Origin of the sequence: Alteromonas sp. W364, from assembly GCF_031846205.1 — a bacterium.
Classification (GTDB): domain Bacteria; phylum Pseudomonadota; class Gammaproteobacteria; order Enterobacterales; family Alteromonadaceae; genus Glaciecola; species Glaciecola blandensis.
Genome location: NZ_JAVRID010000002.1, coordinates 48,907 through 75,519, shown reverse-complemented (window position 1 = coordinate 75,519; position 26,613 = coordinate 48,907). Strand labels below are relative to the sequence as shown.

The following is a 26,613-nucleotide window of genomic DNA, read 5'->3' as shown; positions in this document are numbered from 1 at the left end:
AAGGTATTGTTGATTCCTATGATAGGCAGGAGCGCAATCCAAAACTTAATAAATAGTTTTTTTTTCGTCATAATTCAATATCGTGAAAATCCACAATCTCCATAATTTCTATCCTCAAAGTGTCTCGCTGGTACTCAATCTAGCCCCAACTCTCTGGTCATATTTTCATTGCGTTCACGATGCACAATGATGTTGTCTTCTATACGAATACCACCAAAAGGCTTGAATGCATCGACCACATTCCAGTTAATATACTTCGATTGCTCTGAGCCTTTTAACTTGGCTAACAAGCTATCGATGAAGTACAAACCAGGTTCGATAGTAAAGACTTGTCGAGCTTCAATTTGACGAGTGCAGCGTAAGAAAGGATGCGTTTGTGGTGGTGGATTAGGCGTTCCTCTATCATCGCCAGCATGGCCACCCACATCATGTACTTGCAGGCCAAGAAAGTGACCAATGCCATGAGGGAAGAACGTACTCACTATCCCCTGCTCTTGGCAATCTTCAGCAGCTAAGTTTACGACCCCAAAGTCTTGCAGGATACGTGCAATACCAGCGTGAGCAGCTAAGTGAATATCAGTGTAGGACGTGCCAGGCTTCAACTGTTCACCTAGTGCAAGTGTCAACTTATCAACCGCCTGAATAAGATCAGCAAACTCATGCGACTTTGCACAGTAGGTACGAGTAATATCAGAAGCGTAGCCATGATAACTTGCACCAGCATCAATTAAAAAAGTACGGAAATCGTCAGGAGCCACATTGTCAGTTTGCATGTAATGCAATATCGCCGCGTTTTCGTTTAGGGCCACGATATTGTTGTACGGGACCTGATTCTCGCCTTGCCTAGCCGCACTTAGATAAGCAGCGTTAATGTCAAACTCACTCTTATGGTCAAAAAAGGCCTGTTTAGCCGCTTGGTGCGCGCCAACAGCAATTTTATTGGACTCGCGCATACATTGTAGTTCGTAGTCTGTTTTAAACGCACGCTGCCAATGCAAGTAGTTCAGCACACGATCAGGGTTGATCAAATCAAAGCCTAGGGCTTTTGCTACTTCAATGTATTCACCAACATAAGCATATTTCGCTCTGTCGTAAGGAAGATGTTTCTCGACTGCGTTGGCTTGTTTCAAATAAACAATATCGAAGTGCTCCACCCAAAAATCTGTTGGTTCAGGCGGTACTTTGTGCCAGAAGTCTTCTGGACGATAGAAGATCAATTTGGGTTTGTCAGTGCCATTCACCACCAGCCAACAACAAGGATTATCGACTACGGGTAACCATGCTTTAAACTGCGGATTTACTTTGTAAGGGTAGTAATTATCATCAAGGAACATGATCTTACCTTGCCCAGAATGGATAATTAAGCCATCGATACTTTCACGTTGAATCGCTTCTAAGGTACGCTCTTGTAATATCTGGATATGTTCAGCATAGGCTGCAGCATGACTTGACTCTGTTGGCATCACTTTCCTCGTTTCTTGTTTGGCATGACTAATATAAATAAAGGCTATCACGCAACGCTGATGATGTCAGCGCTTGTTGGCGCTAATCAGCCACGCTACTTGGAATTTGCATTTGGACAAAGTCAGCAAAAACCGAGCCCGGCTTTCTATCAGACGTGTCCGAATCACTAATTTGATATAGCTTGTTTTGATAAATCTGTTTATAGGCGAGAACCGCTTTCACATAATTACGGGTTTCTTTGAATGGGATGGTTTCGACCCACAAATCGGCTTCCATTGTATCGTTTTCAGGCAACCACCCTCGCACCCGTCTCCAACCGGCATTGTAAGACGCCGTTGCAAGCACAGTGTTGTTGTCGACCTTATCCATCAAGTACCGCAAATACTTATTCCCGAGTTTCGCGTTCACTTCAGGGCGCATTAAAGAGCGTTCCGACACACGTTTTTTCTCTAGATACTTGGCAGTAGAAGGCAGTACTTGCATTAGACCAAACGCTCTGGCTGATGACACTGCATCGGTCATAAAGGAACTTTCACGACGCGCAATGGCAAATGCCCATTCTGGGTCGATTTTATAGCGTTGGGCCTCGCGGGTAATAACATCGGCAAATGCCATCGGAAAGCGCCGATTAACGTCATCCAGATAGCCGGTATTTGAAAAAGTAAAAATAGCTTGGTCATGCCATTCCCATTCTGTTGCCAGTACTGCGGACGCCAACTTCTCTTGTTCGCTTAGCTGGCGTTGCGCATAACGCCACTCCAAACGCGCTTCATGAAATCGGCCCAACTCTTTGAGCTCACGCGCACGCTTCGCACTAGGTAATGAAGCAACCTTGTCGAGAAGCTCTCTCTCAATCAACAAGGGAGAATCTTGTAGGCTGACGGCTTGTCCCAAACGAGCACTCGCAAGAAAGCCATAATAATGCCGCTCATTTGCCAGTTGTTGATACAATTCTTTTGCTTTTGCTCCATTGTTCATCGCTTCGTAACTGCGCGCCAACCAATATCGGTAATCATTTTTACTGGTTAATACTGGCGAAGCCTTTTCAATCAAATTAATGATGCTAGACCAGTTTTGCTCGTTCAGTAAGATAGCCAAGTGCCAACGCAAGACTTCAGGATCTTGCTCGAGGCTCTCTGATTCAATTAACCACTGCTCTGCTTTCTCATGATTAGCGATTGCCAAACTGATCGCAAAACGATTCGCAATATGCGCTTTATGCTCAGCGCTAAAGGTAAATTTTTCTTCAGCCTTTTTCCAAGTGCGCAAAGCCAAAGACTTATCCCGCCATATTAAACGACCCAAGCCGTAACTGATGATGGCAGTTTCAACCTCTGGGTATTTTTCAGAAAAGGCATTTAATCGCCTGAGCGATGAGGGATCTCTGCGCACTTTGTGCCAGAGTTTACCTAAGTATTGCTGCTCGCTTGGAAGCAACTTGGTTAAATAAGGAATAAGTGTGTGCTGTCCACCTTGCGCTGCTTTCGATATGCGCGCGAGAATAAGTTCTGGTGTAATTTGATTATTGTCTTTTAGTAACTTAAACAAGGGATCACAGTCTTTAGGCTGAGATTTCCCCACATTCCAAAGTTGCTTCAATGCTGGATACAATGTCTCAATGGCAACCCCATCTTCCAACTGATAGCGGAAGTGTCGACAGCTCAATTTTGTGTCGCCTATATATTGATAAGACTCCAGAAACAGGCTTTTACGATTTTTCTTTGCTAGGTAACGCAACCAGGTTCTCAGTACTTTACGCTCTAGCGGGGTATTTTCATACTCTTTCAAAAACGCGCTTACTTGCTCGGCTTTACGAGTTGTGAGTCCATGCAGTATTTTTTTCTCAATCAAGTAGGGCACTAAGGGATAATCACCAAGCTGCACCACTAAATCGGCGAAGTCGGCATCGCTGGTGTTCCAAACTTGTTTTTCGATACGCAGAAAGGCCGCTCGCTTTTCTGCCAACACGGCTTCATTGTTGGTATTTTCATCCGCTTGTGCAACATTCGCGAACAAAATACTGACTATCAAAATAATGGGATAAATATAGGCTATGTGCGTATGCAAGCGGGTTCTCGTCGTTGTTATGTGTCGGTTACAATAAATAAACAAAAAAATAACTGGTACAATGAGTGGTTGAAAACGTAGTATTCATGACCATGTAGATGAACAGGTTGATGAATCAAGCTGATGTTCTACTATTAATCTCACATACTCCATTGATACTTAGTGGTAGTAAATACAGATTAACGGGTTTGAACGATTATTTGAATCGCTCAGTTCATTATTTAGAACACTTAAACCAACAATACGTCCAATGAGAGTATAAATCACCTATCGGTATTGTGTGGTCTAATCTTAACAATTAATACTGGCGTGTTGTAAATGTCACAGGAGAATAGAATGATCTTTGAAGGCAAGAGTCTTTCAGTAACACTGACAGACGACTCAATTGCTGAACTGGTGTTTGATGCACAAGGTTCAGTCAACAAATTTGATAGACAAACCGTTGAAGAACTCGACAAAGCAACACAGGCAATTGCATCGACAGACGGTGTTAAAGGTGTGTTAGTTCGTTCAGCAAAAAGTACATTTATAGTCGGCGCCGATATTACCGAGTTTACTCCGCTATTTGAGATGGCTCCGGAAGATATTCTTGAATGGGTAGCAAAAACATCGCAAGTGTTCGATCGCTTTGAAGATCTGCCAGTACCAAGCGTTGTTGCAGTGAATGGCTTCGCTTTGGGCGGGGGTTGCGAAATGGCCTTAGCTGGCGACATTAGAGTCGTAGATACAACAGCAAAGATTGGCTTGCCAGAAGTAAAATTAGGTTTGATGCCTGGTTTTGGCGGCACGGTTCGACTGCCACGTTTGATTGGCGCAGATAATGCGCTCGAGTGGATGACCACTGGACGCGATCGCAACGGCGAAAAAGCCTTAAAAGAAGGCGCTGTTGATGCAGTTGTTGCACCTGAGAAATTGCACGAAGCCGCACGTACAATGCTAAAAAGTGCCATCGATGGAAAGCTCGATTGGCAAAACCGTAGAGCCCAGAAAAAAGCCCCGTTGATGTTGAATACGAATGAGTCAATGATGAGCTTCTCTACTGCAGCAGCAATGGTTGCAGCACAAGCTGGTAAGCATTACCCAGCACCACATAAAATGGTCGAGACCGTAAGCAAAGCTGCTGGTCTGGATCGCGATGGTGCCTTGAAGCTCGAAAATGAAGGCTTTGTAGCACTTGCTAAAACCGATGCATGTAAAGCACAGGTGGGTATTTTCCTTGCCGACCAATTGGTCAAAAGTAAAGGCAAAAAAGTAGCTAAAGGCGCAACAAAAGAAGTGAAGCAACATGCTGTTCTGGGTGCTGGGATCATGGGCGGTGGTATTGCATACCAAGGTGCTGTAAAGGGTATTCCAACTGTCATGAAAGATATTAATCAGGCAGCTCTCGACCTAGGATTGAAAGAAGCCTCTGGTATTCTTGCGAAGGGAATGCAACGTGGCAAAGTAGATGCGAAGAAAATGGCTTCTACTCTGAACAACATTATTCCTACCCTTGATCAAAATGCGATTGCTGATGCCGACTTAGTGATTGAAGCGGTTGTTGAAAATCCTAAAATCAAAGCAGCTGTTTTGGCTGATACTGAAAAAACGGTTGCTGATGATGCAATTATTTGTTCTAACACCTCAACTATTTCTATCAACCAATTAGCAGAGAGTTTAGACAAGCCTGAACGTTTCTGTGGTATGCACTTCTTTAACCCTGTGCACAAAATGCCATTGGTTGAAATCATCCGAGGTGAAAAAACCTCAGATGCAACAATCAGCGCAGTCGTTGCTGCGACACTGAAAATGGGTAAAACACCTATCGTTGTGAATGACTGCCCTGGCTTCTTAGTTAATCGTGTATTGTTCCCTTATTTCGCTGGCTTCAGCCAGTTATTGATTGACGGTGCTGACTTTACTGCCGTTGATAAAGTCATGGAAAAAGTATTCGGTTGGCCGATGGGTCCAGCATTTTTGCTAGATGTAGTGGGCATGGATACTGCTGACCACGCTTCCGGCGTCATGTCTGATGGCATTCCTGAGCGTATGCAGAAAATTGACAATGACCCAGTTACCTTGCTTTATAAGGCCGGTCGCTTAGGTCAGAAGAACGGTAAAGGTTTCTACGATTTCTCATTGGATAAGCGCGGTCGTCCTGCGAAGAAAGCGTCTCCTGAAGCTTACGCTTTATTTGAAGGTCACGTTGCTGCTAGCAAAGAATTCGATAAAGAAGAAATCATCGCTCGCGTCATGATCCCAATGGCAAACGAAGCGATTCGTTGTTTAGAAGAAGGTATTGTAGCAAGCGCAGCTGAAGCGGATATGGCCTTACTGTTCGGTTTAGGTTTCCCTCCGTTCAGAGGTGGTATTTTCCGCTACATTGAAACTATGGGCTTAGCGAATTTTGTTGCACTTGCCGACAAGTACGCCAGTTTAGGTCCTATTTATCAAATATCAGACGGTGTGCGCGAAATGGCCGCTGCTGGTAAATCTTACTTTTCACAATCAGCCTAAGTCACCAGAGGAGATAAAAATGAAAGATGTCGTAGTTATCGATTGTATTCGTACCCCGATGGGACGTTCCAAAGGCGGTGTGTTCAGAAATGTGCGAGCTGAAACGTTATCAGCACACTTAATGACAAAATTAGTTGAACGTAATCCAGGTGTTGACCCTGCAGAAATTGAAGACATTATTTGGGGTTGTGTACAGCAAACCAAAGAACAAGGCTTCAACATTGCTCGTAATGCACAATTGCTCACGCCCATCCCTCGCTCAACAGGCGCGGTGACAGTGAACCGTTTGTGTGGTTCTTCTATGCAAGCTTTGCATGATGCCACTTCAGGCATCATGAGTGGTCGCGGTGATATATATATGATTGGTGGTGTAGAGCACATGGGCCACGTGCCTATGGACTTCAATATCGACTTCCACCCTGGTATTGCTAAACACACTGCGCGTGCGTCTGGCAGCATGGGTATGACAGCTGAGTTATTGGGCCGTCAAAATGGGATCACCCGTGAGATGCAAGACGCTTTCGGTGCTCGCTCACATCAGCGTGCCCACAAAGCGACGGTTGAAGGTCGTTGGAATGAGATTGTACCGATTGAAGGTCATGACAAAGATGGTGTACTTAGCTTAATCGAGCACGATGAAGTTATTCGCCCTGAAACCACCGTAGAGGGCTTAGCAGGTTTAAGACCGGTGTTTGATCCAGTTAATGGCACCGTGACCGCAGGAACCTCTTCAGCGCTATCTGACGGTGCTTCAGCGATGTTGATCATGTCTGCGGACCGCGCGAAAGAACTTGGGCTTACACCACGTGCGAAAGTTCGCGCAATGGCTGTTGCGGGCTGTGATGCTGCCATTATGGGCTTTGGCCCGGTACCAGCCACTCAGAAAGCATTGAAACGTGCTGGCATGACAATGGATGACATTCAAATTGCCGAGTTCAATGAAGCCTTCGCAGCGCAAGCCTTATCGTGCATCAAGCGCTTAGGTTGGTTGGAACAGTATGACGAAAAAGTGAACTTGAATGGTGGTGCAATTGCACTAGGCCACCCATTAGGTTGCTCTGGTTCGCGTATCTCGACAACCCTGATTAACTTGATGGAAGCTAACGATAAAGAAATTGGTTTGGCTACAATGTGTATTGGTCTAGGCCAAGGCATCGCGACTATTTTTGAGCGTGTATAACGACAAAAATAGCAACAGACTAAGCTAAATAAACAAAAGCACTTATCATCACGATAGGTGCTTTTTTTTGTCTTAAATTAGAATTATGAGCTGCCATTCCGTCATTCCCTTCATCCCGTCATTCCCTTCATCCCGTCATTCCCTTCATCCCGTCATTCCCTTCATCCCGTCATTCCCTCGCAGGAGGGAATCCCGATTTTAGGTTACCGCCTGCGCGGTAATGACTGGGGTAGCGCGGTAATGACTGGGGTAGCGCGGTAATGACTGTACCCCGTCATTCCCTCGCAGGAGGGAATCCCTGTTTTAGGTTACCGCCTTCGCGGCAATGACTGTTAGCGCGCCAATGACACGAAGAGCAAAATTACCGCTCTACGTAACTAAAGTAGTCAAAATCAGCGTAACACTGCTGGCCAGAAACATCCTGACAAGCCATACCGACAAAACCACCAGTGAAATGACAACCGTCACCACCACCGGCTTCATCAGATATCACAGTGTAATCTAAATTAACCGGCAGCCTTGTCCATTCTTGACCATCAGTCGAGAAATGAAACGTAAGCACATGACGATCAACTTCTGCTTTCAAATAGACCTTATCTTCAGCTGGTAGGACAAATCTAGCATCAGTTTTGAACTCCCCCAAATGCCCTTCTCTCAAGGGGAAATTCAACATTTGATCACCGTTACCAAGGCAACTCATGATGTCGACATAACGTTGCCCATCATCATCTATTGAAACGTAGCAATAATGAAATTTACGGCTATTGTAATAGCAAGTAAGTCCTGCCATTTGTTGGATATTTTCAGGCTCAAATTCCAGAGCTGTCTCGGCGGTATAAGAAAATGCTTCTTGGCGTCGAGCAATTAACGCCTGCTCGAACAATGAACCAATAGATTCTTTACCCTTCAAACGCAAGTATCCTGAACGCTCAGTCAAGCTCATAAATGTTTCTGGTGTAGGCGTTCGCAACCATTGAAAGTCGCTTGGCAAATCAGGCGATTCAAAATCGTGTTTTTCCGTTTTGGCGGGCCAAGGATGCAAAGGCAAGTTACTTACTGTAATTTCGATTTCAGGAAGGCCGTTGCTGGTTGTTGCTCTACCCTCACTCTCTGTGGAGATGGCACTTTCCAAACGCAACCACCCATCATCACCCCATACTGTTTTTTGCAGACCGGTCTCTCTACCAAGCGGGCAACGTCGCTCGCCCTCTAACGGCCGCCCACACAAATGCACAAGATACGACTGGCCATCCGGTGCATCAAACAAGTCACCATGTCCTGTTCGCTGCAAACCTAAATCTTGATGGTCTTTCGCGGTCAGTAGGTAGCCGTGAGGATCCTCTTCATAAGGTCCGTCGATGTTTTTCGAGCGCGCCATAGTCATCGCGTGAGTATAAAAAGTGCCACCTTCAGCGGTGAGTAAATAGTAATATCCATTGCGCTTAAATAGATGTGGCGCCTCAGTCAAGCCAAGTTTAGTACCTTTAAAGATATTTTTAATCGGCCCCACTAATTTCTTTTGTTTCGGGCAATACTCTTGTAGCAAGATACCGCCAAAACGATTATTTTCGTGACGGTGATCCCAAATCACATTAACGAACCACTTTCGCCCATCATCATCATGAAACAATGATGGATCGAAACCGCTAGAGTTCATATACACCGGCTCACTCCACTCACCATCAATAGTTTCGCAGGTTGTTAGGTAATTATGAGCATCTTTAAAGTTACCATCAAAACGTTTTACATCTGTATAGATGAGGTGAAACAAGCCATCGTGATAACTTAAACAAGGCGCCCAAATACCGCAAGAATCTGGGTTGCCGCGCATGTCTAGTAGGCTCTTCCTATCTAACGGTCGTTTTGCTAAGCGCCAATTTTTTAAGTCTTTTGAATGATGGATTTGCACCCCTGGATACCATTCAAAAGTAGATGTCGCGATATAGAAGTCATCACCCACCGCCACGACACTTGGGTCTGGATTAAAGCCAGGTAGAATAGGGTTTTGAATAATAGTATGTTGACTCAAAATAGATGTTCCTTAGTCTTTAAAATCACGAGTGAGTTTGTAGTTGTTCATGAGGAGAAAAATAATAATGCCGGCGATCACAGATGCGATCGTGTAGAGAAATAAAATCCCATTTAATGCTGACTCACTTTGGCTAACGTTTGGTTCATATCCTGAATATGCCAAAATCCAACCGATACCCGCTCCGCCTAGAGCAATACCCATCTTTATCATTAATAAATGCCCTGAAAATGCCATCCCCATGCTACTTTGGCCGAGTTTTTTAGCGCCATAATCGACAGTATCAGGAACCGTCGAGAACATAAGAGGAGTGAAGATCATATGTACAAAGTTGGCCAGTATCGTGAAAACTAAGGCAAGCTCCATACCGTCTCGAGGCACCATAAACAAAATGCCGTTACTAATCACGATGCCTAAGGCGCACGCCTTCATCAGTTGCACTTTACAAAACTTGGCAACGAGTACGTTCGCAGCTAACGCACCAAAAATGCCTGCTACCATACCGCTTGTCATAAATAAGGTAACAAGGTCTTCACGCTCCAAATAATACTCAACATAGTAAATCGTTGTTCCACCTCGCATGACAACGCTGATAAGTATTACCAAGCTGATAATAGCAATAATGCGCCACTGGTCATTGCGTAACATTTGTTTGAAATCACGCCAGATCCCTGCAACCCAAGGTGCATTAGATGGAGGTGGTGGAGGTACTCTCTCCTTGGTAAAAGCAAAGCAAAGAAAGAAGCAGATAACAGCAAAAATGGAAAGCACCACCATGGCCATTTGAAAGCCTAATTGTTCATTCCCCTGCCCGAAATAGTTTACTAATGGCATGACTGACGCGGTCACTATCGCACCGCCAACCATCGCTAGCGCAAAGCGCCATGACTGCACAGATGCGCGCTCAGTGGGTGACGCTGTCATCACACCGCCCAGTGCTGAATAAGGAATGTTAATCGCTGTGTAGACCGTCATTAAGGCTGCATAGGTAAGATAGGCGTATATCAGTTTGCCATCTTCAGTTAATTCGGGTGTGGTAAATGCCGCAACCGCAAGCGCGCCGTAGGGTAAGGCAAACCAAACCAAATAAGGACGGTATTTACCCCATTTCGTCTCGGTTCTATCAGCAATACCTCCCATAATTGGGTCAGTAATCGCATCAAAGATTCTTACCACTAAAAACAAGGTGCCGACTGCTGCTGCCCCAATGCCATAGACATCAGTGTAATATTTGGTTAGAAAACCAATGACAACTTGAAACACGATATTGCTCGCCGTGTCACCAAGGCCGTAGCCAAACTTCTCTTTAACGCTAAGCCTTTGCATACTGCTTTCCCTTGTCTTTTTATTATTAATATCTTTACTAGTCATGACCTTCTAGCGGTCCGCCTAGTGTTTAATTTATTTTATTTGCACTCTCTGCCAACGCGATAAGATCGTCTACAAAGTCCTTTGCCTGATGTTTTCGATCAAACAGTAGTGGGTAATCTGTTCTACCTTTCATTGGCCAATAGTTTCGCCAAGTGTCTTTATCTGAAACTCCCCACAAGGTGACGCGATCAATATGCTCATGATATTTCAAGAATAAGCGGAACAAATCGATGTAGGCGGTCGCCAGCTTTTGATGTGATGCTTCAGAAATCCCATTTTTATAGGGGTCGTATTCCTCTTGAAATGCAAAATCTAGGGTGATATCCGCGCCCACTTTATCTTCATCCGGAAATTTCAATACGGTCAGGTCAAGTTCAGTAATCATGATCTTGAAACCAGCATTGATGACCTTCTGTATACTTTGTTCTAATTCTTCTAACGGGGGCTCGTTGCTGTAGTGGGCTTGTATACCAATACCATCAATTCGAATACCCTTGCCTTTTAGGCGCTTTGCTAAGGCGATAGCGCCGTCCATTTTTTCAGCTTTAAATAGATTGTAATCATTGTAATAGAGCGCAGCGTTCGGCGCTGCCTCAGCAGCATACTCAAAGGCTTTCTCGATGAAATCATCACCAATAATTTGCTGCCACTTTGACTTCCTCAAGCTACCATCTTCATTGAGTGCTTCGTTCACCACATCCCAGCCTTTGATAGCATTCTCATAACGACCAGCTAATGTGAAAATATGATCCCGCATTCTTTGTAGAAGCACTTCCCGAGAAACAAAATTACCTTCCTCATCTTCAAAAACCCAGTCAGGTGTTTGTTGATGCCACACGAAAACATGACCAATGAGTTCTTTGTCATACTTTTCAGCAAAAGATACAAGCGCATCTGAGCCTTTAAACGTGAAGCGTTTCTCGCTGGGCTGAATACTTTCCCACTTCATATCGTTTTCAGCCGTCAATACAGAGAAGTGCTGCTGAACTATATTGGCACCTGGATTATCTTCTTGAGTTACATGATTTCTATTCACTGCAACCCCAAAAGAGAAAAAAGGAGAATAGGCAGCAGCGAGCGCTCTAGTCACAGGCTCTTTGCTTTGTTTCGTTGATTTATTTTCTCGAGCGTCCGTGCTGCTTGATGTTGAAGGAGTGCAAGCAAAAATACATACAACAGCAAGTACCATCATCAATGATAAAAATGTAAATTTACGCATAATCGCCTCAACAAATAATTAACATGTAGACTATGCCAAGCAGTCAAAGCAAGTCAATCAAGTAGAGGAGAAGGTAAGCCGATTGTTAAAAAACGTAATGAAATAAATGAACGATTACGCTCAATTCATCGAGCAATGAATCAAGCGCAATGTTCAAGATCTACATGGTGCTTTTAGTTTGCGCTTTCTATCGGGGTGACACTGACTGGCACCCCATTAAGAACTGCATTTCCAGATAACTCATCCAACACCATTTCATCTGTCAAATCGTTCACACTCACACCTGCGTGCTCTTGAGCTACCTTCCAACGCATCCCCTTTTTATTGTGACCCCATCCATGTGGAATTGAGATGACACCGGGCATTATTTTTTCAGTTATCTCAGCCGGAATCTGAATACTGCCCACTCGAGAACTGACCGTGATCATTTGTTTGTCGGTAACGGCAAGCCGTTGAGCGTCATCAGGGTGCAATTGCGCCGTGCAACGAGACAATCCTCCCTTCGTTCCTTTCACCATTCGTTGGCTGTTATGTAACCAAGAGTTGTTGGTTTTTAAATGTCTGCGTCCAATCAACTGTAATTGACCGTTTTCTTCTGCCGGCTTATCAGCAAAATAAGTGTCATTGAGGCGCTGAAGATCGCCCATGAAGTAATCAAAGCTCAGATCAATTTGCTTGTCGCTATGATAAATTGCGTTAGGTAAGTCTTCTCGTAAGGGGCCAAGATCGATACCATGCGGTAAACGCTTCAGCAGGTCGATATTCAAACGTTCACCCTCGTGACGGTAATCACTCATCTGCAATAAATCATTGACCACACCGGTCGGCTCTTTCTGCCACAAAGCGGCGTACTTTTCTGTTGATGCGCCATTTAGCGCATCGAGTCGCTCTGCTAAGCCAAGATAGATTTGCCAATCGGTGCGCGAATCATCGCTTGGTTCAAAAATAGCGGGAGAGAACTTAGTGCTATTTCGAACCGCAAAATTATGAAAAACCACATCATAATGATCGCGCTCTAGCGCTGTCACTGGAGGTAGGATGATGTTGGCATGCCTGCTTGTTTCAGTAATGAAAAAATCAACGGCGACAACGAATTCTAAAGACTCAAAAGCCGTGTCCAATTGCTGCCCATTTGGTGTGGTCAAAATTGGATTACCTGCGCCAATCACCATACCTTTGATTTGCCCCTCACCTTCGGTCAGTATTTCTTCCGCTAAGGCTGAAACCGGAAACTCCCCAGCGAATGCAGGTAATTTTCGAACTCGCGAATGATATTGTCCAATGGTGCCTCTGCCAGAATGTGGCAATAGGTCAGCAGCAGGTTGCGTAAACATCATTCCACCCTGCCTATCTAGGTTACCCGTCAGGATATTAAAAAGCATGATCAGATACTGCGTTAAGGTGCCAAAGGCTTGTACGCTAGCCCCCATACGTCCATAACATACAGCCGACTCTGCAGCACAGAAACCACGCACGATATCCTTAATTTCTTGTTCATCCATGCCCGTTAGTGTAGCCACACGAGAAGCCGGATAAGGAGCAACATAAGCTTCTATCAAAGACAGTTTCGGCGTTAATTCTGCTAGTTTTCCGGGCTTGTTTAAGCCCTCAGCAAACAGAGTATTTAGCATAGCTAAGAGCAGTAAAGCGTCCGTACCGGGTTTGATAAAATGATGCTCACAACTGATATCTGCAGTTTCTGATTTCTTGGGGTCAACGACGACAACCTTGCCTCCTCGAGATTGCACCGCTTTTAGTCGACGCTTGATATGTGGCACTGTCATGATGCTGCCATTCGAAGCCAATGGATTCCCACCGATAATCATAAAATACTGGGTGTGATCAATATCAGGGATGGGTATTTGCGATTGATGACCAAATAATTGTCGACTGACAATGTGATGAGGTAGTTGATCAACTGATGTCGCAGAATAGCGGTTATGAGAACGCAATGCTCGATAGAAATAGGGTCCAAACAAAATAGAGCCCATATTGTGCGCGTTAGGATTTCCTAAGTAGGTGGCGACAGATTCAGTACCGTGTTTTTGTTGGACATCAAACAAGCCTTGAGCCACTTTATCAAGCGCCTCATCCCATTCCAGCTCTTGCCAGCCCGATGCGGTTTTTTCGAGAGGCTTTTTGACTCTGTCGGGATCTTCATAAAGATCTTTCAAAGCCATCGCTTTAGGGCAAACGTGCCCCTCGCTAAATGGGTTTTGTTTGTCGCCAGCAATGGAAAGAATCTCACGCTCTTGTGTCGTGACTTCTATACCGCACATGGCCTCACATAGCGTACAGGTAGAATAATGTTTTTGCGTTGAATCTGTCATAGAAGCCCTAGATATACTCTATCAAGCAAGAGCGCGCAGTTTGCGAGAATATGCTTAGATGTAAATAAAATGTAAGTATAAAACTAGCGGCAAAAAGGCTTATATACAAGCATCATCGGTATTTATTCAAAACCACTGGATATTGAATGAAGGCGAATAAAATAAAAAGCCTTGAACACACTCAAATGCATTCAAGGCCTTTGATAGATAGTAAGTAGCGTGGTCGCTTAGTTGTCTAAAGTCTCGTAAACATGACGCGACATACTTTTACGGTCACCATTGCGTAAGGTTCTCACTTTAGTAAACCAGCTCCACCATTTACGCTCTGTCACATCGTCGAAATCGACTCTGACACCATTGAAGGTGCGATCATTAATCACAGTTGCATAGTTACCGCCTGCTCTCTCATCCGTGATCACCTCAAAGTGATCCGCTTTTTCACCCATCAACACAACAAAGTGGTTATGTAACAATGAACTAGGTGCACGACTGCTTTTCAGCTGACCGTTCACTCTAATATTGCGATCACAAGATTCGTAATTACCAACAAAACGAGAGCCACAAGCACTATGAAGTGGCACAACGCTGTCGTCTGAACCTAAAATAAACGGCTTAGATAGGCCAGCAAAAGCAGAACCGGTGCCTGTAAAACGTAGTCTAGGAAATGCTTGGTTTTGAGGTGCAATACTCCTTGCTGTTGCAGGACGCAAATCGTTCACTACTCCTAAGTTATCCGGAACGACACTCACGCCAAGGAATAAACCAACAACGGTACGGATGCTGTTTTGGATAAAACCACCGCCTTCAGACACCGTTACCGCCAAATCAGCCAACTCTGTGCCACCACCAGCACCAGCAAGATCAACTACAGCCAGCACTTTAACTCGGTTTTGATTGATACCCCATTGACCTAGGCGAGATAGAGCATCACGTAGTACTAGGTCGCCAGTAGAATGCGTGACCCATATACAACCCTGTGCGCACAAGCCATTACTCTCCAAGCGTTCGAAATGGCGTTTAAACTGATCTTTAATTCCACCTCGTACTCGGTCAGCACTTGAGAAATAGTGATGTCGGTCGGCCCGCTGTGACCAGAACTCACCGAAGTATTCAACTGAGCGTTGTTGTAAAAAGCCCTCATTAGGTGGGTTATTCTGCAAGTCTTCAACTTGGAAACCATGGACTAATATGACCGGTTTTCCGTTAATACTTGCATTCACACTGGACGCCATAAACGCCAGTGCGAGTAGCAGTAATGCTTTCGTTTTCATGTTTCACCTCGTGTTTTATTATTTTTTCTTATTATTATTATCGTGTGTGATATTTATCGTTATCTTTCACGTTCGTTGCTTGCCCTATTTGGCCAAACTGCGCAGGAACGCCTCTCGCTCTTTCGCCAGTGGGTCAACATGTTTTACGTCACTGTACTGCTCGAACGAAAACCCCTGTACTGGAAAACTTTTCTTATTAGACTTACCGGGTACATCAAATTGCTCACCTTCTTTAGCGCCTCGGTAGAGCTTGATACTTCTTAAGGTGTACGGCCCTTCTGACTCTCCCACTTTGAGCGCTTGGATGTGTGCAAGTAGACGCAATTCTTTATTGCCTTTTTTCAGGCGCCCTTCGGTTTGTAAGGCGACCAAGGGTTTTGCGCTTTCTTCATCCTCTAAAATGGCATTCAGAAAGTAATAACCAGCTTCTTCAACGTCTATTTTTACTGGGATCAGAAGATTGGCATCATCTACTTCGCTTCGGCCAATGCCGGTGACTGCCGCCGACGCTTGAAATAAGGTAAAGCCTTGTGTGATGAAAAATGTTTCACCGTCGACGTCGATAGTCACTTTTAGCAATAGCTCGGGGGATGGAAGGTCATCGGATATATCATCAGAGCGAACAGTCGCCAGAAATTCTCGAGTCGATGTTGCCGATTCAACGAAAGTTATTCCGCTTAGTAAGTCTTTCTCAGAAGATGCCACAACCGCACTCGGTTCGATAAACGCATCACTGTCATTACCCTTTATTTGCAAGCGTATTTGAATGTCTTCTCCAGCAAAATATTGGTGTTTATTAAGCGCCGCGTTAACTTCTAAAGTACCGCCATTCTGCATTGGATAAGGAACGGTGAAATTCGCTTCCTCAAATGCTTTGGGTTGATAAGCTTCCGCAGGGTTTCGAATAGGTTGTGAGCCAATGGGATATTGCGCTGTCTCACTATACATATCTGCTACTTGTGTGATTTGTGCTTTGAAAATAGCAGCGTCTTCAGGCGGCATAGTTTCTGTCACCGAGCTTGCCTTGCTCTTGCTTAATAGGCTAGGATTCGATGGAATCGCGGTGGGAGGTGTCGAAGGTGAAGCATTCTCCTTTGGGACAATAGATAGTTCATCGACCAGTGTTTCATCCTCAGAAAAAAGCATTACCGCAATCACGCTCGCTAGTGCAAACACGACCGTGATTGAAAGGATCCACTTAGTTGAATTTGACACCTACGCCACCTTGCTGCTCCGCTCATCAGACCATTAATATAACGAAGGCACCCGCAAATGTTAAGTTTTTATTTATTTTATTAACAATTAATTTACTTTTAATTATGCTGTGACTGACAGTCTTGCATCATGAGCACTTGATTCTAATGCGAACTGCAGCTCAGAGGGTAAACATAATAATTGAGCTAACTTATCGAGGTATACACGGGACTCACTTGCGCTTAAATCAATTGCAAGCGCACTTATCGCATATACTTCTGCAGCAGCCTCTGAGCAGGGTACCGAAGCAACTAGCGCATCTAGACTCATTGGGTTACGCATTTCATCGAATAGAGAAGCTTTGTCTTCAGGGGCTAAATCCATGCCATCTACTTGGTCGAAAATCTTCATACGTTCAGTCTGATCAATATGTCCATCAGCATGGGCCGCTGAGACCATCGCCCTTAACAAGAGCATTTGTCCTTCACTATTATTCTCTCGTACCACATCATCAAACTGTTCTTCGCGCAAAGAGTCTGGCGCATAAGCAAAACCTTGACTTGGTGCCCTGCCATATTCTTGGTATTTACCTTGGTTGAATGCGCGGTCTCTAGCTTGCTGTTCAGAATAAGATTTGTATGCTTTCCATGCGATACCACCGACAGCGGCTAACGCGCCTACTTTGAGCGCTTTTTTCCCGTTTTTTTTTCCGCCTTTGCTCATTAGACTACCAGCTAATCCGCCGGCAAGACCACCAGAGAGCAAACTACCTCCACTGCCTTTCATCATGCTAGAGCGACTTAAACTGGCCAGCATCTTGTTTACATTGATCATTTGCCTATCCTCATGTCGCAAGTTGTGTAAACACATGTACATCACTTGAAATTAATAACATGAGTATAAGTTAGCCTATGGCAAAGAAAACACGAATAAGCGAGAGCTTAGCATCGATAAAACCGATGCTAAATACAGTCTTACTGAGGTGTGATTCTTCTAGGACGTCTCTTCTGGTTTGCTCGCTTGGCATTCCCGTTATTTGGAGTGTTTGCACCAGTACCATTTGGACGCTTCTGAGCGTCGTTAGCTGCTCCGCCTTGCTGCGGCTTTTTAGGCTTCTTAGGTCGTTTAGGCTTTTGCGCTTTTAATGCAACTTCAGGTACTTTTGCACTAGGCTCAAACCCCGGGATTATTTCCTGCGGAATAATTTGAGAAATGAGACTTTGAATATCACTGATTGGTTTTTTATCTTCTACCGTGGCAAAACTGTAGGCATGTCCGGCAGCACCTGCTCGACCAGTTCGCCCGATTCTATGAACATAGTCTTCAGCTACATTGGGTAAATCAAAGTTCACGATTTGCGGTAGCTCGCTAATGTCTATTCCGCGTGCTGCGATGTCAGTCGCTGCCAGCACCCGAATCTCACCCGCTTTAAAATCAGCTAAGGCCCTAGTTCGAGCACCTTGACTCTTATTTCCGTGTATCGCAGAGGCCGTAATGTTTTTCTTATTTAAGTGTTTTGCGAGACGATCAGCACCATGTTTTGTGCGACAAAACACGAGGACTTGCTGCCAATTGTTGGTTTCAATCAAATGACTCAAGAGCGCATTTTTGTTGGTTTTATCAACCGGGATAAGTACTTGCTCGACTCGTTTTGCGGTACTGTTTTTCGGATTGACTGAAATTTCAACGGGGTCATTGACGATTCTTTTTGCAAGCTCGCGAATGTCATCTGAAAAGGTAGCCGAAAAAAGGAGGTTTTGACGTTGTTTTGGCAACAAAGCCAAAATCTTTTTAATGTCGTGAATGAACCCCATATCGAGCATGCGGTCAGCTTCATCCAACACTAATATTTCTAGTTGAGAAAACTTCACTGCATTTTGTTGAAACAAATCTAATAGACGTCCCGGGGTGGCTACCAGGATATCGATTCCTTTGCGAAGCTTCATCATCTGAGGATTAATCTTCACTCCACCAAACACCACGTGCGTACGTAAATTTAAATGCTTGCCATAAAACGCAATATTTTCATCAATCTGTGCAGCCAGTTCACGGGTTGGTGTGAGTATCAAGGCTTTAATATGATTAGGTTTAGCGCGTTGCTTTGATTCAAACATGCTTAAAATGGGCAAAGTAAACGCAGCTGTTTTACCAGTACCCGTTTGTGCAGCAGCCATTACATCCTTGCCTGAAAGTACCGCAGGTATCCCCTCGCGTTGGATGGGAGAAGGTTCGGTATATCCTTTTTCTTCAATGGCTTTGAGAATGGGATCGGATAGACCTAGGGTGTTAAATGACATAGATTGGCTCTTGTGTGGCTGAATGGGAAAAAACGTATTTATCGCGAATATAGAATTCACTAGCGATGTGGCGCAGAGGGTACAGCAGAAACAAAAGCGCCGCAATGAAAATGCGGCGCTAACATTGATTAAACAGGCTTTTTACTAATTCAGTTTTTCTATTTTGTAGCCTTTTGCTTCCAGTTTAGCAAAGACACTGTCTTTACCTGCTAAATGGGCTGCACCAACTAAAACAAACTCCGTTGGCTTATCATTAAGCATTTCAATTACTTTTGGCATCCAAGCATCATTGCGGTCAATGATCAGATCTTCGTATACCTGTGGAAATCCATCAGCCATTGGCTTCACCAGTTTTTCATCCATCTGAGCCAGATCACCGCTTTTCCACGTGCCAAGCATGTCTTCGATCAAAGTGGGTAAATTTGCAATCTCATCTAAGGTGTAATTGATAATGCCATTCTCATCATCACCACCCATGTTAACGATAAAATCGAGTTGCTGTTCAAGTGACTCGAACCACGCAATTTCTTTTCCGTCAGCTTTTGCTTTATCAGAATAGAACTTATCTACCCCTTCTTGCGTTAAACCATTTGCTTGATATTCCATTACAGTCACCGTTATGCCGACTATAGATGGTTTTAAAGGGTGAAAATTGGCAATAGGCATGCCACGCGAATCCATAAACTCTTTTAGACGCGCATAGGTCTCTTCATTCAAACGTGTTTGCAATGTCGTGCCATCCGTTAGCATGATTTTTGACATCATTTGTTGTTGGAAAGCTGGGGATTCCATACCGTCAATGTTCGTCTCAAATACCAGTTTGTCAGATGCAGCATAGGCTTTATCGTATTGTGCTGGCAGCGGAAAATTTTCTTCTTTTAAAATGTGTACGGTGCCACCAAAGTAAGTCACATTTTCACCATTAGTGACTTTCCAAACCGATGCCGTTTGTTTCGGTTCCTTATTCACCATAAGCGCAGGTTCTACGGCACAGGAGGCCAAAACCATGACAGAACCGAGTGTCAAAAGTACTTTAGTGATCAGGTTTTTCGTTGCTTTCAAGTTCATATTTTCTCTATCCTTAAAGATGATATTAAACAATTCAGTCAGCATACTACTCACTGTGAGAGTTGCTGTGAACTTCTAAATGATGTTATTTACAATTTGCAACAAAGTATGTCTAACAATCAATCTGAAACGCTTTGACACACTATTAGTGAATCTCTCATTCACTTCACTACAGCGAGATACTATCATGCGAAACTAACACAACAGTTATTCATATCATGTATTCATGAACTAAGTTCATAACATTATTGTCAATAGCGAGTTATTCGACCACATAAAGGAGTTCGGTTTTGTATCAGAAACATTTTGGGTTCGCACTAACGATAGTGGCACTTACCCTATTCTTCCCGGGTATTTTACTCCCTATGTTCAGTCTTAACATGGAACTAGCGGGTGCGCTCTCTGGCGCGTCTATGGCAACCGAACTCGTCGACAAAGAACTATCAATTATCGGCACGGTAAGTCAATTATTTGAGGAAGATAGGTATCTTGTATCAATACTTATTTTTGTATTTTCCGTCGTCATTCCCTTGCTTAAAACCGGCTTACTCAGCACTGTTTATTTTTCGAAAAAGCCACAAGTACAAAAAAAGATAGCCTCATTTGTCGCAACAATAGGTAAATGGTCAATGGCTGATGTTTTTGTAGTGGCTATATTTCTGGCTGTGCTTTCCACAAATCACGCTGAAAGCACTGAGCGACATGAACTGAGTTTCTTAGGCATGTCCCTCGATTTAGAAATCAGCACACAAACACTCTCTAGCATAGGAACAGGTTTTTACTTCTTTGCTGCTTACTGCTTAGTTTCACTACTTGGTAGCCAAATGTTGCTAAGTTCACTGAAAAATACGAAGTTCGTAAAAAACGAAAAGCTGAATACTTGCGATATTGAAAAAACGGAGTAATGTATCTCCTTAGGGTTCGTTTACCCAGCAGACTAGAGGAATGATATATGGACACAGTACTTAAGCTCAAGCCTAAAGAGGTACTGCCATTCACTAAGAAATCAAACATTCAAGGCGCTTTGTTAGTCCTTGGTAATTGGTTCATGATAGCTTTTGCATTTTCACTGCCAGCATTACTCCCCTATTGGCCTAGCTATATAATAAGTGTGCTTTTGTTGGCGAATCGTCAACTGGGTATTGCCATACTCATGCATGATGCTGCGCACTACATGCTATTTGAAAACAAGCAGCTTAATTTATGGATCGGACGTTTTTTCTGTGGAGCGCCTGTTTTGGCCGATTTAGATGCATATCGCACTTATCATTTAAAACATCATAAAGATGCCGGTACGACAAACGACCCCGATTATCCCAATTATAAATCTTACCCTGTGACTCGCACGAGTCTTGTTAGAAAAGTATTGCGAGATCTATGCGGTATCACAGCCATTAAGACACTTTACGCTTTAGTGTTAATGAATGCCGGCATATTGAACTACGATATGGTATTCAAACAAAAAGAAGCAACAAAGCGAGTGAGCATGTTACTGATGGCAAAAAACCTAACTAAGGGGCTACTATTGCCAATACTGAGCAACCTCCTGTTGTTCACAGTATTGTGGGCTTTAGACTTGTCCCACCTCTTTTTTCTATGGGTTATTGCCTACTTTACCGTCTACCAATTGTTTTTAAGAATAAGAAATGCGGCAGAGCATGCCGGTGTACCAGACTTGTTAGACCGCAACCCACTACTACACGCTAGGACAACGAAAGCAGCTTGGTGGGAACGCTTAACTGTCGCACCGAACTACGTCAATTATCATTTAGAGCATCACTTAAGACCAAACGTCCCTTGTTATCAGTTGCCGGCTTTTCATGCTTACCTTCAACAACAGGGTGTATATAAAGAGGTGAAAATAGCTGATGGATATGCTGATGTGGTTCGTATGTTACTACTAAAAACTGAATGACATAAAACAGCACGAATGTTGAGCTTCTGAATGCCTTGAGTTATGTTTACTTTCCTGAATATAACTTTCTACCACCAAGAGAAGCATATATGCACCTTTCAAAAACACTTTTGCTAAGCGCTCTACTGGCCTCAACAAGCCTGTATACAAAAAGCTCAGACGAAGCGGCGTATTTTCCTGAACGAGGACAATGGGAGCAAAAAAACGCAAGTGATTTCGGCATATCTTCCACTAAGCTCGAAAAGGCAGTTCAATTTGCCCTTGATAATGAATATTCAGGTTCACGTGATTTACGTATTGCTATTTTAAAAGGGTTTGAGAGAGAACCATTTCACGAAATTTTGGGGCCAACCAAAAAGCGCGGTGGTCCAAGTGGCCTAATAATAAAAGACGGATATATTATTGCTCAATGGGGTCAACCAGAGCGCGTTGACATGACCTTTAGTGTCACCAAAAGTTACCTTTCTACTATCGCCGGATTAGCCGTCGACAAAGGCCTTATTAAAAACACCAGTGACTTAGTTGGAGACTATGTATGGAGCGGTGAGTTTGCGGGCCGACATAATAGCCAAATAAAATGGCAGGATCTATTGGATCAATCATCAGACTGGTCAGGCGAATTGTTTGGCATTAAAGACTGGGCTGATAGGCCACCACGAGATGGCGATATCGATGATTGGAAAAATCGTAAACTGAACACACCCGGTTCGGTGATGGAATATAATGATGTGAGAGTTAACTTACTGGCTTATTCATTGCTACAAGTTTGGCGTCAGACACTTCCACAAGTATTGAAAGCGCATGTGATGGACCCGATCGATGCTTCTACTACTTGGCGATGGTTTGGTTACGACCATGCTTGGGTCACTGTAGATGGCATGCAAATGAAATCCGTCACCGGCGGTGGCCATAGTGGTGCAGGCGTATTTATCAATACCTATGATCAGGCTCGGTTTGGCTTGTTATTTGAGCGTAATGGCAGGTGGAATGATCAAACGGTCATTTCAAAAAAATGGATAGAAGAGGCTTTAACATCATCTTCAGCAAATGAAAGCTATGGCTATATGTGGTGGTTGAATAAAGGCCCACGTAAATGGGAAGTAGATGACGAAAGCTTGTTTTATGCTGCGGGTTTCGGCGGTAACTTTATTGTAGTTGATCAAAAGAACGATTTAGTTGTAGTGACCAGGTGGCTAGAGCCAAGTAAGATCGGTGCATTCATTAGTTTGATTAAAGAAAGCCTGTAAAAAATAGGATTCTTGATATAAGGATTTGAAGCGGATGTATTTATAGAGGATGGGATGAAGCAGAAATAACGAGGCGATGCATGATGCATCACCTCATAAGAAACTTAGATCGTTTCAACGTTTGCAGCTTGCAAACCTTTTTGACCTTCTTCAACTTCGAAAGACACTTTTTGGCCTTCTGGAAGAGTCTTATAACCTTCAGCAACAATAGCTCTGAAATGAACGAATACGTCCTTTCCGCCATTATCTTGTGTTAGAAAACCATAACCTTTATCAGCGTTAAACCACTTAACTGTGCCTGTAACTTTAGACATGTAAACCTCAAATATATATAAATTAATTGCGCAAATCGCTGCGCATTTCGCATTTCTGGGAAGATGACTTACTGAGATTTTTTACTTACAAATGGAAAACGTCTAACAAACGGTCACGGGCGTGAACAGAGAGGTTTATAGCACTTACAGTAACAAACTAAATAACTTTCTTTCAGAAACAAGATTAGTGTAGCACAAAAAACACCATTGCAAATTTTTATTCGTCGATATTAGTAATTAATTCAACTCGTCGGAGCAATGGTGTTATATGTTGATATACCTAAAAGCTAGGGTCGTAGCGCTCTCTCGCCACGAGCAAGGCCACAAACACCGGTTCTTGCGGTCTCTGTAATATCGGCACATTGTGACATGACATCCTCAAAAGCAGAGAGTTTTTCGCTTGTACCCGTTATTTCGATAGTATAATTAGTTGCGTTAACATCTAAAATTCTCGCTCGGAAGATATCCACATTCCGTTTTACTTCGGCTCGCGAAAGCTCTGTCCGAGTAGCTACTTTTATTAACATCAGCTCGCGTTCAATATGCGGGCCTTCGGTGAGTTCAGCAACTTTTAGTACATCAATCAGTTTGTTGACTTGCTTTGTGATTTGCTCAATTACCTTGTCGCTTCCCTGAGTAATGATTGTTAGGCGTGACAAACTCTCATCATCGGTGGGTGCAACACATAGCGAGTCAACGTTAAAGCCACGCTGCGAGAACACTCCGACAATACGTGACAATGCGCCAGGGGCGTTTTCCATTAATACTGAAATAATTCTTCTCATTATGTGCGCTCCGTTTTACTTAAGCGCATGTCATCCATTGCACCGTACTTTATTTGCATTGGGTAAACGTGTTCGTTCTGATCTACCGCAATATCCATAAATACCAAACCGTCAGTAGCAAAGCATTTCGCCATTGCATCATCTAGGTCGTCGAGCGAGTCGACTTTTATTCCCGTATGCCCATAAGCTTCAGCTAAGGCAACGAAGTCTGGCATAGAATCCATATATGAGTGTGAGTGTCGACCTTTATAGATCATATCTTGCCACTGTCTTACCATACCCAAAGCCCGATTATTCAAAGAAATAATTTTCACTGGTAAACCATATTGCAGGCAGGTAGATAACTCTTGGATGTTCATCTGGATACTGCCATCACCTGTAACAACCACAGATACCGCATCAGGAAAGGCAAACTGAACCCCCATAGCAGCGGGTAAGCCAAAGCCCATCGTTCCCAAACCACCAGAGTTAATCCAGCGACGCGGTTTAGCAAATGGGTAATATAAGGCTGCAAACATTTGGTGCTGCCCCACATCTGAACTCACGTAAGCATCACCATTCGTGTGCTTATATAAGGACTCGATAACGCGTTGTGGTTTGATCACCTGCGATGGCTCGTCATAAGACAAACATTTCTTCGCACGCCAATCATTAATCTGTTCCCACCAATCAGCTAACTTTTCAGCTTGTCCGCTAAAATCAACATCAGCGAGCTGATCAAGCATCTGCAAGACCACTTTATCTACTGAACCAACAACAGGAACATGCGCATTCACAATTTTAGAAATAGATGCCGGATCAATATCAACATGAATAATATCCGCGTGAGGACAGAATTTGTCGACATTGTTAGTCACACGGTCATCGAAACGTGCACCTAGGGCGACAATACAATCGGCATTATGCATGGTCTTATTTGCTTCAAGCGTGCCGTGCATGCCCAACATACCAATAAATTGCTCGTGAACTGACGAGAACGCGCCTAAGCCCATAAGTGTGCTGCATACCGGAGCATGTAGTAGTTCAGCCAGTTGAGTGACATAAGGTGCAGCTTCAGCTGCAATTGCACCGCCACCTACATACAACACCGGACGCTGTGCGTTTTGCATCAGCTTCACTGCTTTCTTAATTTGCTTACTGTGGCCCTTCAACGTTGGATTATAGGAGCGCATTGTTACGTCTTTTGGGAAAACGTATTGGTGCTCATTTTGAACGTTGACAATATCTTTAGGTAAGTCGACAACCACAGGACCTGGACGGCCAGTGTTTGCAATATAGAAGGCTTTTGCGATAGCCATCGGAATATCTTCGGCTTTTTTCACAAGAAAACTGTGTTTTACTACTGGTCTTGAAACACCCACCATGTCGCATTCTTGGAAGGCATCTTCACCAATATGCATAGAAGGTACTTGCCCAGATAGCACCACCATAGGGATAGAATCCATGAATGCTGTCGCGATGCCAGTGATAGTATTTGTTGCTCCAGGACCTGAAGTGACTAGCACTGCGCCGGTTTTGCCAGTTGCTCTAGCATAGCCGTCAGCCATATGTGCTGCCGCTTGTTCGTGACGTACGAGAACATGCTTAACATCTTCTTGCGCGAACAGAGCATCATAAATATCTAGTACCGCTCCGCCCGGATAACCGAACAGATGCGTTACACCTACATCTTTAAGGGCCTCTACTACCATGGCAGCGCCCGACATCATCTTCACAGGATAATCTCCTTACGTGTTTTTGTACAAAAAATAAAGCCTACACGCCGGAATATATCCCAGCATGCAACAAGTTAAAACCCAAATAAGGAAAAAGTGAAACATATATCCCAATATTACGCAATATTAGGATGAAAATACTAACAACCAGATGTTAAATTAATGTAAATAGGATAGGGTACCTAATTAATCATCCAAATCGATATCTACATCATCATCTATATCATTTACTAAGTCGTCATCTGAGCGGCTCTCGCTATTCGACTTCTTCGTACCATGAATGCTGGCATATTTCGGTCGGTTAATTCGACTTTGATACTTCATCCAAGCACGCTCTGCTATCGATTCTGGTGGTTTATTGCCGATTGCTGATGCAATAAAGCCCGCTTCTTCGTCATTCGAAGGACTAAGATGTCCATCAACCAATGCAGCAATTAGGCAACCGTATTGCGACAAGGCCTTACTTTCAGCGATTGAAAAATCACCACTGCGAGAAAAGCCATAAGGATAATGCTTAGGGTCGCTAAACATTCTTTTTAAAAGTGATTCTCTATTCAATTTCGACACAGGTAATTTCTCCCCGAAAACAAAACAAAAACATTGAAACTCGCCACAAAACGCATTAGTAATCTTTAGTTCAGGGCTTGTCAA

20 protein-coding genes are annotated in these 26,613 nt (G+C 43.8%); 5 read left to right on the top strand and 15 right to left on the bottom strand.

The features are described 5' to 3' along the window. Window positions 1-134: 134 nt before the first annotated feature. Window positions 135-1,463, bottom strand: a complete 1,329-nt coding sequence (pepQ, locus tag RM556_RS03205; RefSeq protein ID WP_311361810.1) for a Xaa-Pro dipeptidase — start codon at window positions 1,461-1,463, stop codon at window positions 135-137. 82 nt (window positions 1,464-1,545) lie between these two features. Then, on the bottom strand, window positions 1,546-3,531 hold the full coding sequence (locus RM556_RS03200; protein WP_311361809.1) for a transglycosylase SLT domain-containing protein: 1,986 nt from the start codon (window positions 3,529-3,531) through the stop codon (window positions 1,546-1,548). Between the two features lie 336 nt (window positions 3,532-3,867). Between RM556_RS03200 and fadB the strand changes: the two genes are divergently transcribed. Together fadB and fadA are read left to right on the top strand one after the other, a co-directional pair. After that, window positions 3,868-6,027, top strand: coding sequence for a fatty acid oxidation complex subunit alpha FadB (gene fadB / locus RM556_RS03195; RefSeq protein WP_311373830.1), 2,160 nt, complete (start codon window positions 3,868-3,870; stop codon window positions 6,025-6,027). Window positions 6,028-6,046: 19 nt separating this feature from the next. Further along, entirely contained in the window at window positions 6,047-7,207 is a 1,161-nt protein-coding gene (gene fadA, locus RM556_RS03190) for an acetyl-CoA C-acyltransferase FadA (RefSeq protein ID WP_311361807.1), read from the top strand. 361 nt (window positions 7,208-7,568) lie between these two features. Here fadA and RM556_RS03185 read toward each other — a convergent pair whose 3' ends face one another. From RM556_RS03185 to RM556_RS03145, 9 genes are all read right to left on the bottom strand, one after another. Continuing rightward, window positions 7,569-9,236 carry a glycoside hydrolase family 43 protein gene (locus RM556_RS03185; RefSeq protein WP_311373829.1) on the bottom strand — a complete coding sequence of 556 codons (1,668 nt, stop codon included), beginning with the start codon at window positions 9,234-9,236 and terminating at the stop codon, window positions 7,569-7,571. Window positions 9,237-9,248: 12 nt separating this feature from the next. Next, window positions 9,249-10,562 (bottom strand): glycoside-pentoside-hexuronide (GPH):cation symporter, encoded by a 1,314-nt coding sequence (locus RM556_RS03180; protein ID WP_311373828.1) that lies wholly within the window; start codon window positions 10,560-10,562, stop codon window positions 9,249-9,251. 70 nt (window positions 10,563-10,632) lie between these two features. Then, window positions 10,633-11,826, bottom strand: coding sequence for an endo-1,4-beta-xylanase (locus tag RM556_RS03175; RefSeq protein ID WP_311373827.1), 1,194 nt, complete (start codon window positions 11,824-11,826; stop codon window positions 10,633-10,635). A 173-nt stretch (window positions 11,827-11,999) separates the two neighbouring features. After that, the gene (locus RM556_RS03170; protein WP_311361803.1) at window positions 12,000-14,156 is read right to left on the bottom strand and encodes a molybdopterin oxidoreductase family protein; all 2,157 of its coding nucleotides are present in this window, start codon (window positions 14,154-14,156) and stop codon (window positions 12,000-12,002) included. A 227-nt stretch (window positions 14,157-14,383) separates the two neighbouring features. After that, window positions 14,384-15,427, bottom strand: a complete 1,044-nt coding sequence (locus tag RM556_RS03165; RefSeq protein WP_311373826.1) for a hypothetical protein — start codon at window positions 15,425-15,427, stop codon at window positions 14,384-14,386. 84 nt (window positions 15,428-15,511) lie between these two features. Continuing rightward, entirely contained in the window at window positions 15,512-16,642 is a 1,131-nt protein-coding gene (locus RM556_RS03160; protein ID WP_311373825.1) for a hypothetical protein, read from the bottom strand. 102 nt (window positions 16,643-16,744) lie between these two features. Next, entirely contained in the window at window positions 16,745-17,455 is a 711-nt protein-coding gene (locus tag RM556_RS03155) for a tellurite resistance TerB family protein (protein ID WP_311373824.1), read from the bottom strand. Window positions 17,456-17,595: 140 nt separating this feature from the next. Continuing rightward, window positions 17,596-18,918 (bottom strand): DEAD/DEAH box helicase, encoded by a 1,323-nt coding sequence (locus RM556_RS03150; protein WP_311373823.1) that lies wholly within the window; start codon window positions 18,916-18,918, stop codon window positions 17,596-17,598. Between the two features lie 144 nt (window positions 18,919-19,062). Continuing rightward, complete coding sequence (locus RM556_RS03145) at window positions 19,063-19,986, bottom strand: TraB/GumN family protein (RefSeq protein WP_311361798.1); 924 nt, start codon at window positions 19,984-19,986, stop codon at window positions 19,063-19,065. 290 nt (window positions 19,987-20,276) lie between these two features. Here RM556_RS03145 and RM556_RS03140 point away from each other — a divergent pair, with 290 nt between their 5' ends. The 3 genes from RM556_RS03140 to RM556_RS03130 all read left to right on the top strand — a co-directional run bounded on the left by RM556_RS03140 (window position 20,277) and on the right by RM556_RS03130 (window position 23,148). Continuing rightward, window positions 20,277-20,891, top strand: coding sequence for a paraquat-inducible protein A (locus RM556_RS03140; protein ID WP_311373822.1), 615 nt, complete (start codon window positions 20,277-20,279; stop codon window positions 20,889-20,891). 47 nt (window positions 20,892-20,938) lie between these two features. Continuing rightward, window positions 20,939-21,901 (top strand): fatty acid desaturase family protein, encoded by a 963-nt coding sequence (locus RM556_RS03135; protein ID WP_311373821.1) that lies wholly within the window; start codon window positions 20,939-20,941, stop codon window positions 21,899-21,901. Window positions 21,902-21,990: 89 nt separating this feature from the next. Further along, window positions 21,991-23,148 carry a serine hydrolase domain-containing protein gene (locus tag RM556_RS03130; RefSeq protein WP_311373820.1) on the top strand — a complete coding sequence of 386 codons (1,158 nt, stop codon included), beginning with the start codon at window positions 21,991-21,993 and terminating at the stop codon, window positions 23,146-23,148. 104 nt (window positions 23,149-23,252) lie between these two features. Here RM556_RS03130 and RM556_RS03125 read toward each other — a convergent pair whose 3' ends face one another. The 4 genes from RM556_RS03125 to maoP form a co-directional block, all read right to left on the bottom strand. After that, window positions 23,253-23,462, bottom strand: coding sequence for a cold-shock protein (locus RM556_RS03125; protein ID WP_006009840.1), 210 nt, complete (start codon window positions 23,460-23,462; stop codon window positions 23,253-23,255). A 287-nt stretch (window positions 23,463-23,749) separates the two neighbouring features. After that, window positions 23,750-24,247: an acetolactate synthase small subunit gene (gene ilvN / locus RM556_RS03120; RefSeq protein WP_311361794.1), complete on the bottom strand. Its 498-nt coding sequence runs from the start codon at window positions 24,245-24,247 to the stop codon at window positions 23,750-23,752. Next, window positions 24,247-25,962 (bottom strand): acetolactate synthase 3 large subunit, encoded by a 1,716-nt coding sequence (locus RM556_RS03115; protein ID WP_311373819.1) that lies wholly within the window; start codon window positions 25,960-25,962, stop codon window positions 24,247-24,249. The genes ilvN and RM556_RS03115 overlap by 1 nt, the downstream gene beginning before the upstream one ends. Before the next feature lie 186 nt (window positions 25,963-26,148). Next, a complete protein-coding gene (gene maoP / locus RM556_RS03110) occupies window positions 26,149-26,529 on the bottom strand; it encodes a DUF413 domain-containing protein (RefSeq protein WP_311373818.1) in 381 nt (126 codons plus the stop codon). Window positions 26,530-26,613 lie beyond the last annotated feature (84 nt).

Coding starts and splice junctions, on each gene's coding strand:
- RM556_RS03130 (WP_311373820.1), top strand. CDS start 21,991: ATGCACCTTTCAAAAACACTTTTGCTAAGCGCTCTACTGGCCTCAACA.
- RM556_RS03145 (WP_311361798.1), bottom strand. CDS start 19,986: ATGAACTTGAAAGCAACGAAAAACCTGATCACTAAAGTACTTTTGACA.
- RM556_RS03125 (WP_006009840.1), bottom strand. CDS start 23,462: ATGTCTAAAGTTACAGGCACAGTTAAGTGGTTTAACGCTGATAAAGGT.
- RM556_RS03135 (WP_311373821.1), top strand. CDS start 20,939: ATGGACACAGTACTTAAGCTCAAGCCTAAAGAGGTACTGCCATTCACT.
- RM556_RS03170 (WP_311361803.1), bottom strand. CDS start 14,156: ATGACAGATTCAACGCAAAAACATTATTCTACCTGTACGCTATGTGAG.
- fadB (WP_311373830.1), top strand. CDS start 3,868: ATGATCTTTGAAGGCAAGAGTCTTTCAGTAACACTGACAGACGACTCA.
- RM556_RS03155 (WP_311373824.1), bottom strand. CDS start 17,455: ATGATCAATGTAAACAAGATGCTGGCCAGTTTAAGTCGCTCTAGCATG.
- RM556_RS03150 (WP_311373823.1), bottom strand. CDS start 18,918: ATGTCATTTAACACCCTAGGTCTATCCGATCCCATTCTCAAAGCCATT.
- RM556_RS03175 (WP_311373827.1), bottom strand. CDS start 11,826: ATGCGTAAATTTACATTTTTATCATTGATGATGGTACTTGCTGTTGTA.
- RM556_RS03180 (WP_311373828.1), bottom strand. CDS start 10,562: ATGCAAAGGCTTAGCGTTAAAGAGAAGTTTGGCTACGGCCTTGGTGAC.
- RM556_RS03165 (WP_311373826.1), bottom strand. CDS start 15,427: ATGAAAACGAAAGCATTACTGCTACTCGCACTGGCGTTTATGGCGTCC.
- fadA (WP_311361807.1), top strand. CDS start 6,047: ATGAAAGATGTCGTAGTTATCGATTGTATTCGTACCCCGATGGGACGT.
- pepQ (WP_311361810.1), bottom strand. CDS start 1,463: ATGCCAACAGAGTCAAGTCATGCTGCAGCCTATGCTGAACATATCCAG.
- ilvN (WP_311361794.1), bottom strand. CDS start 24,247: ATGAGAAGAATTATTTCAGTATTAATGGAAAACGCCCCTGGCGCATTG.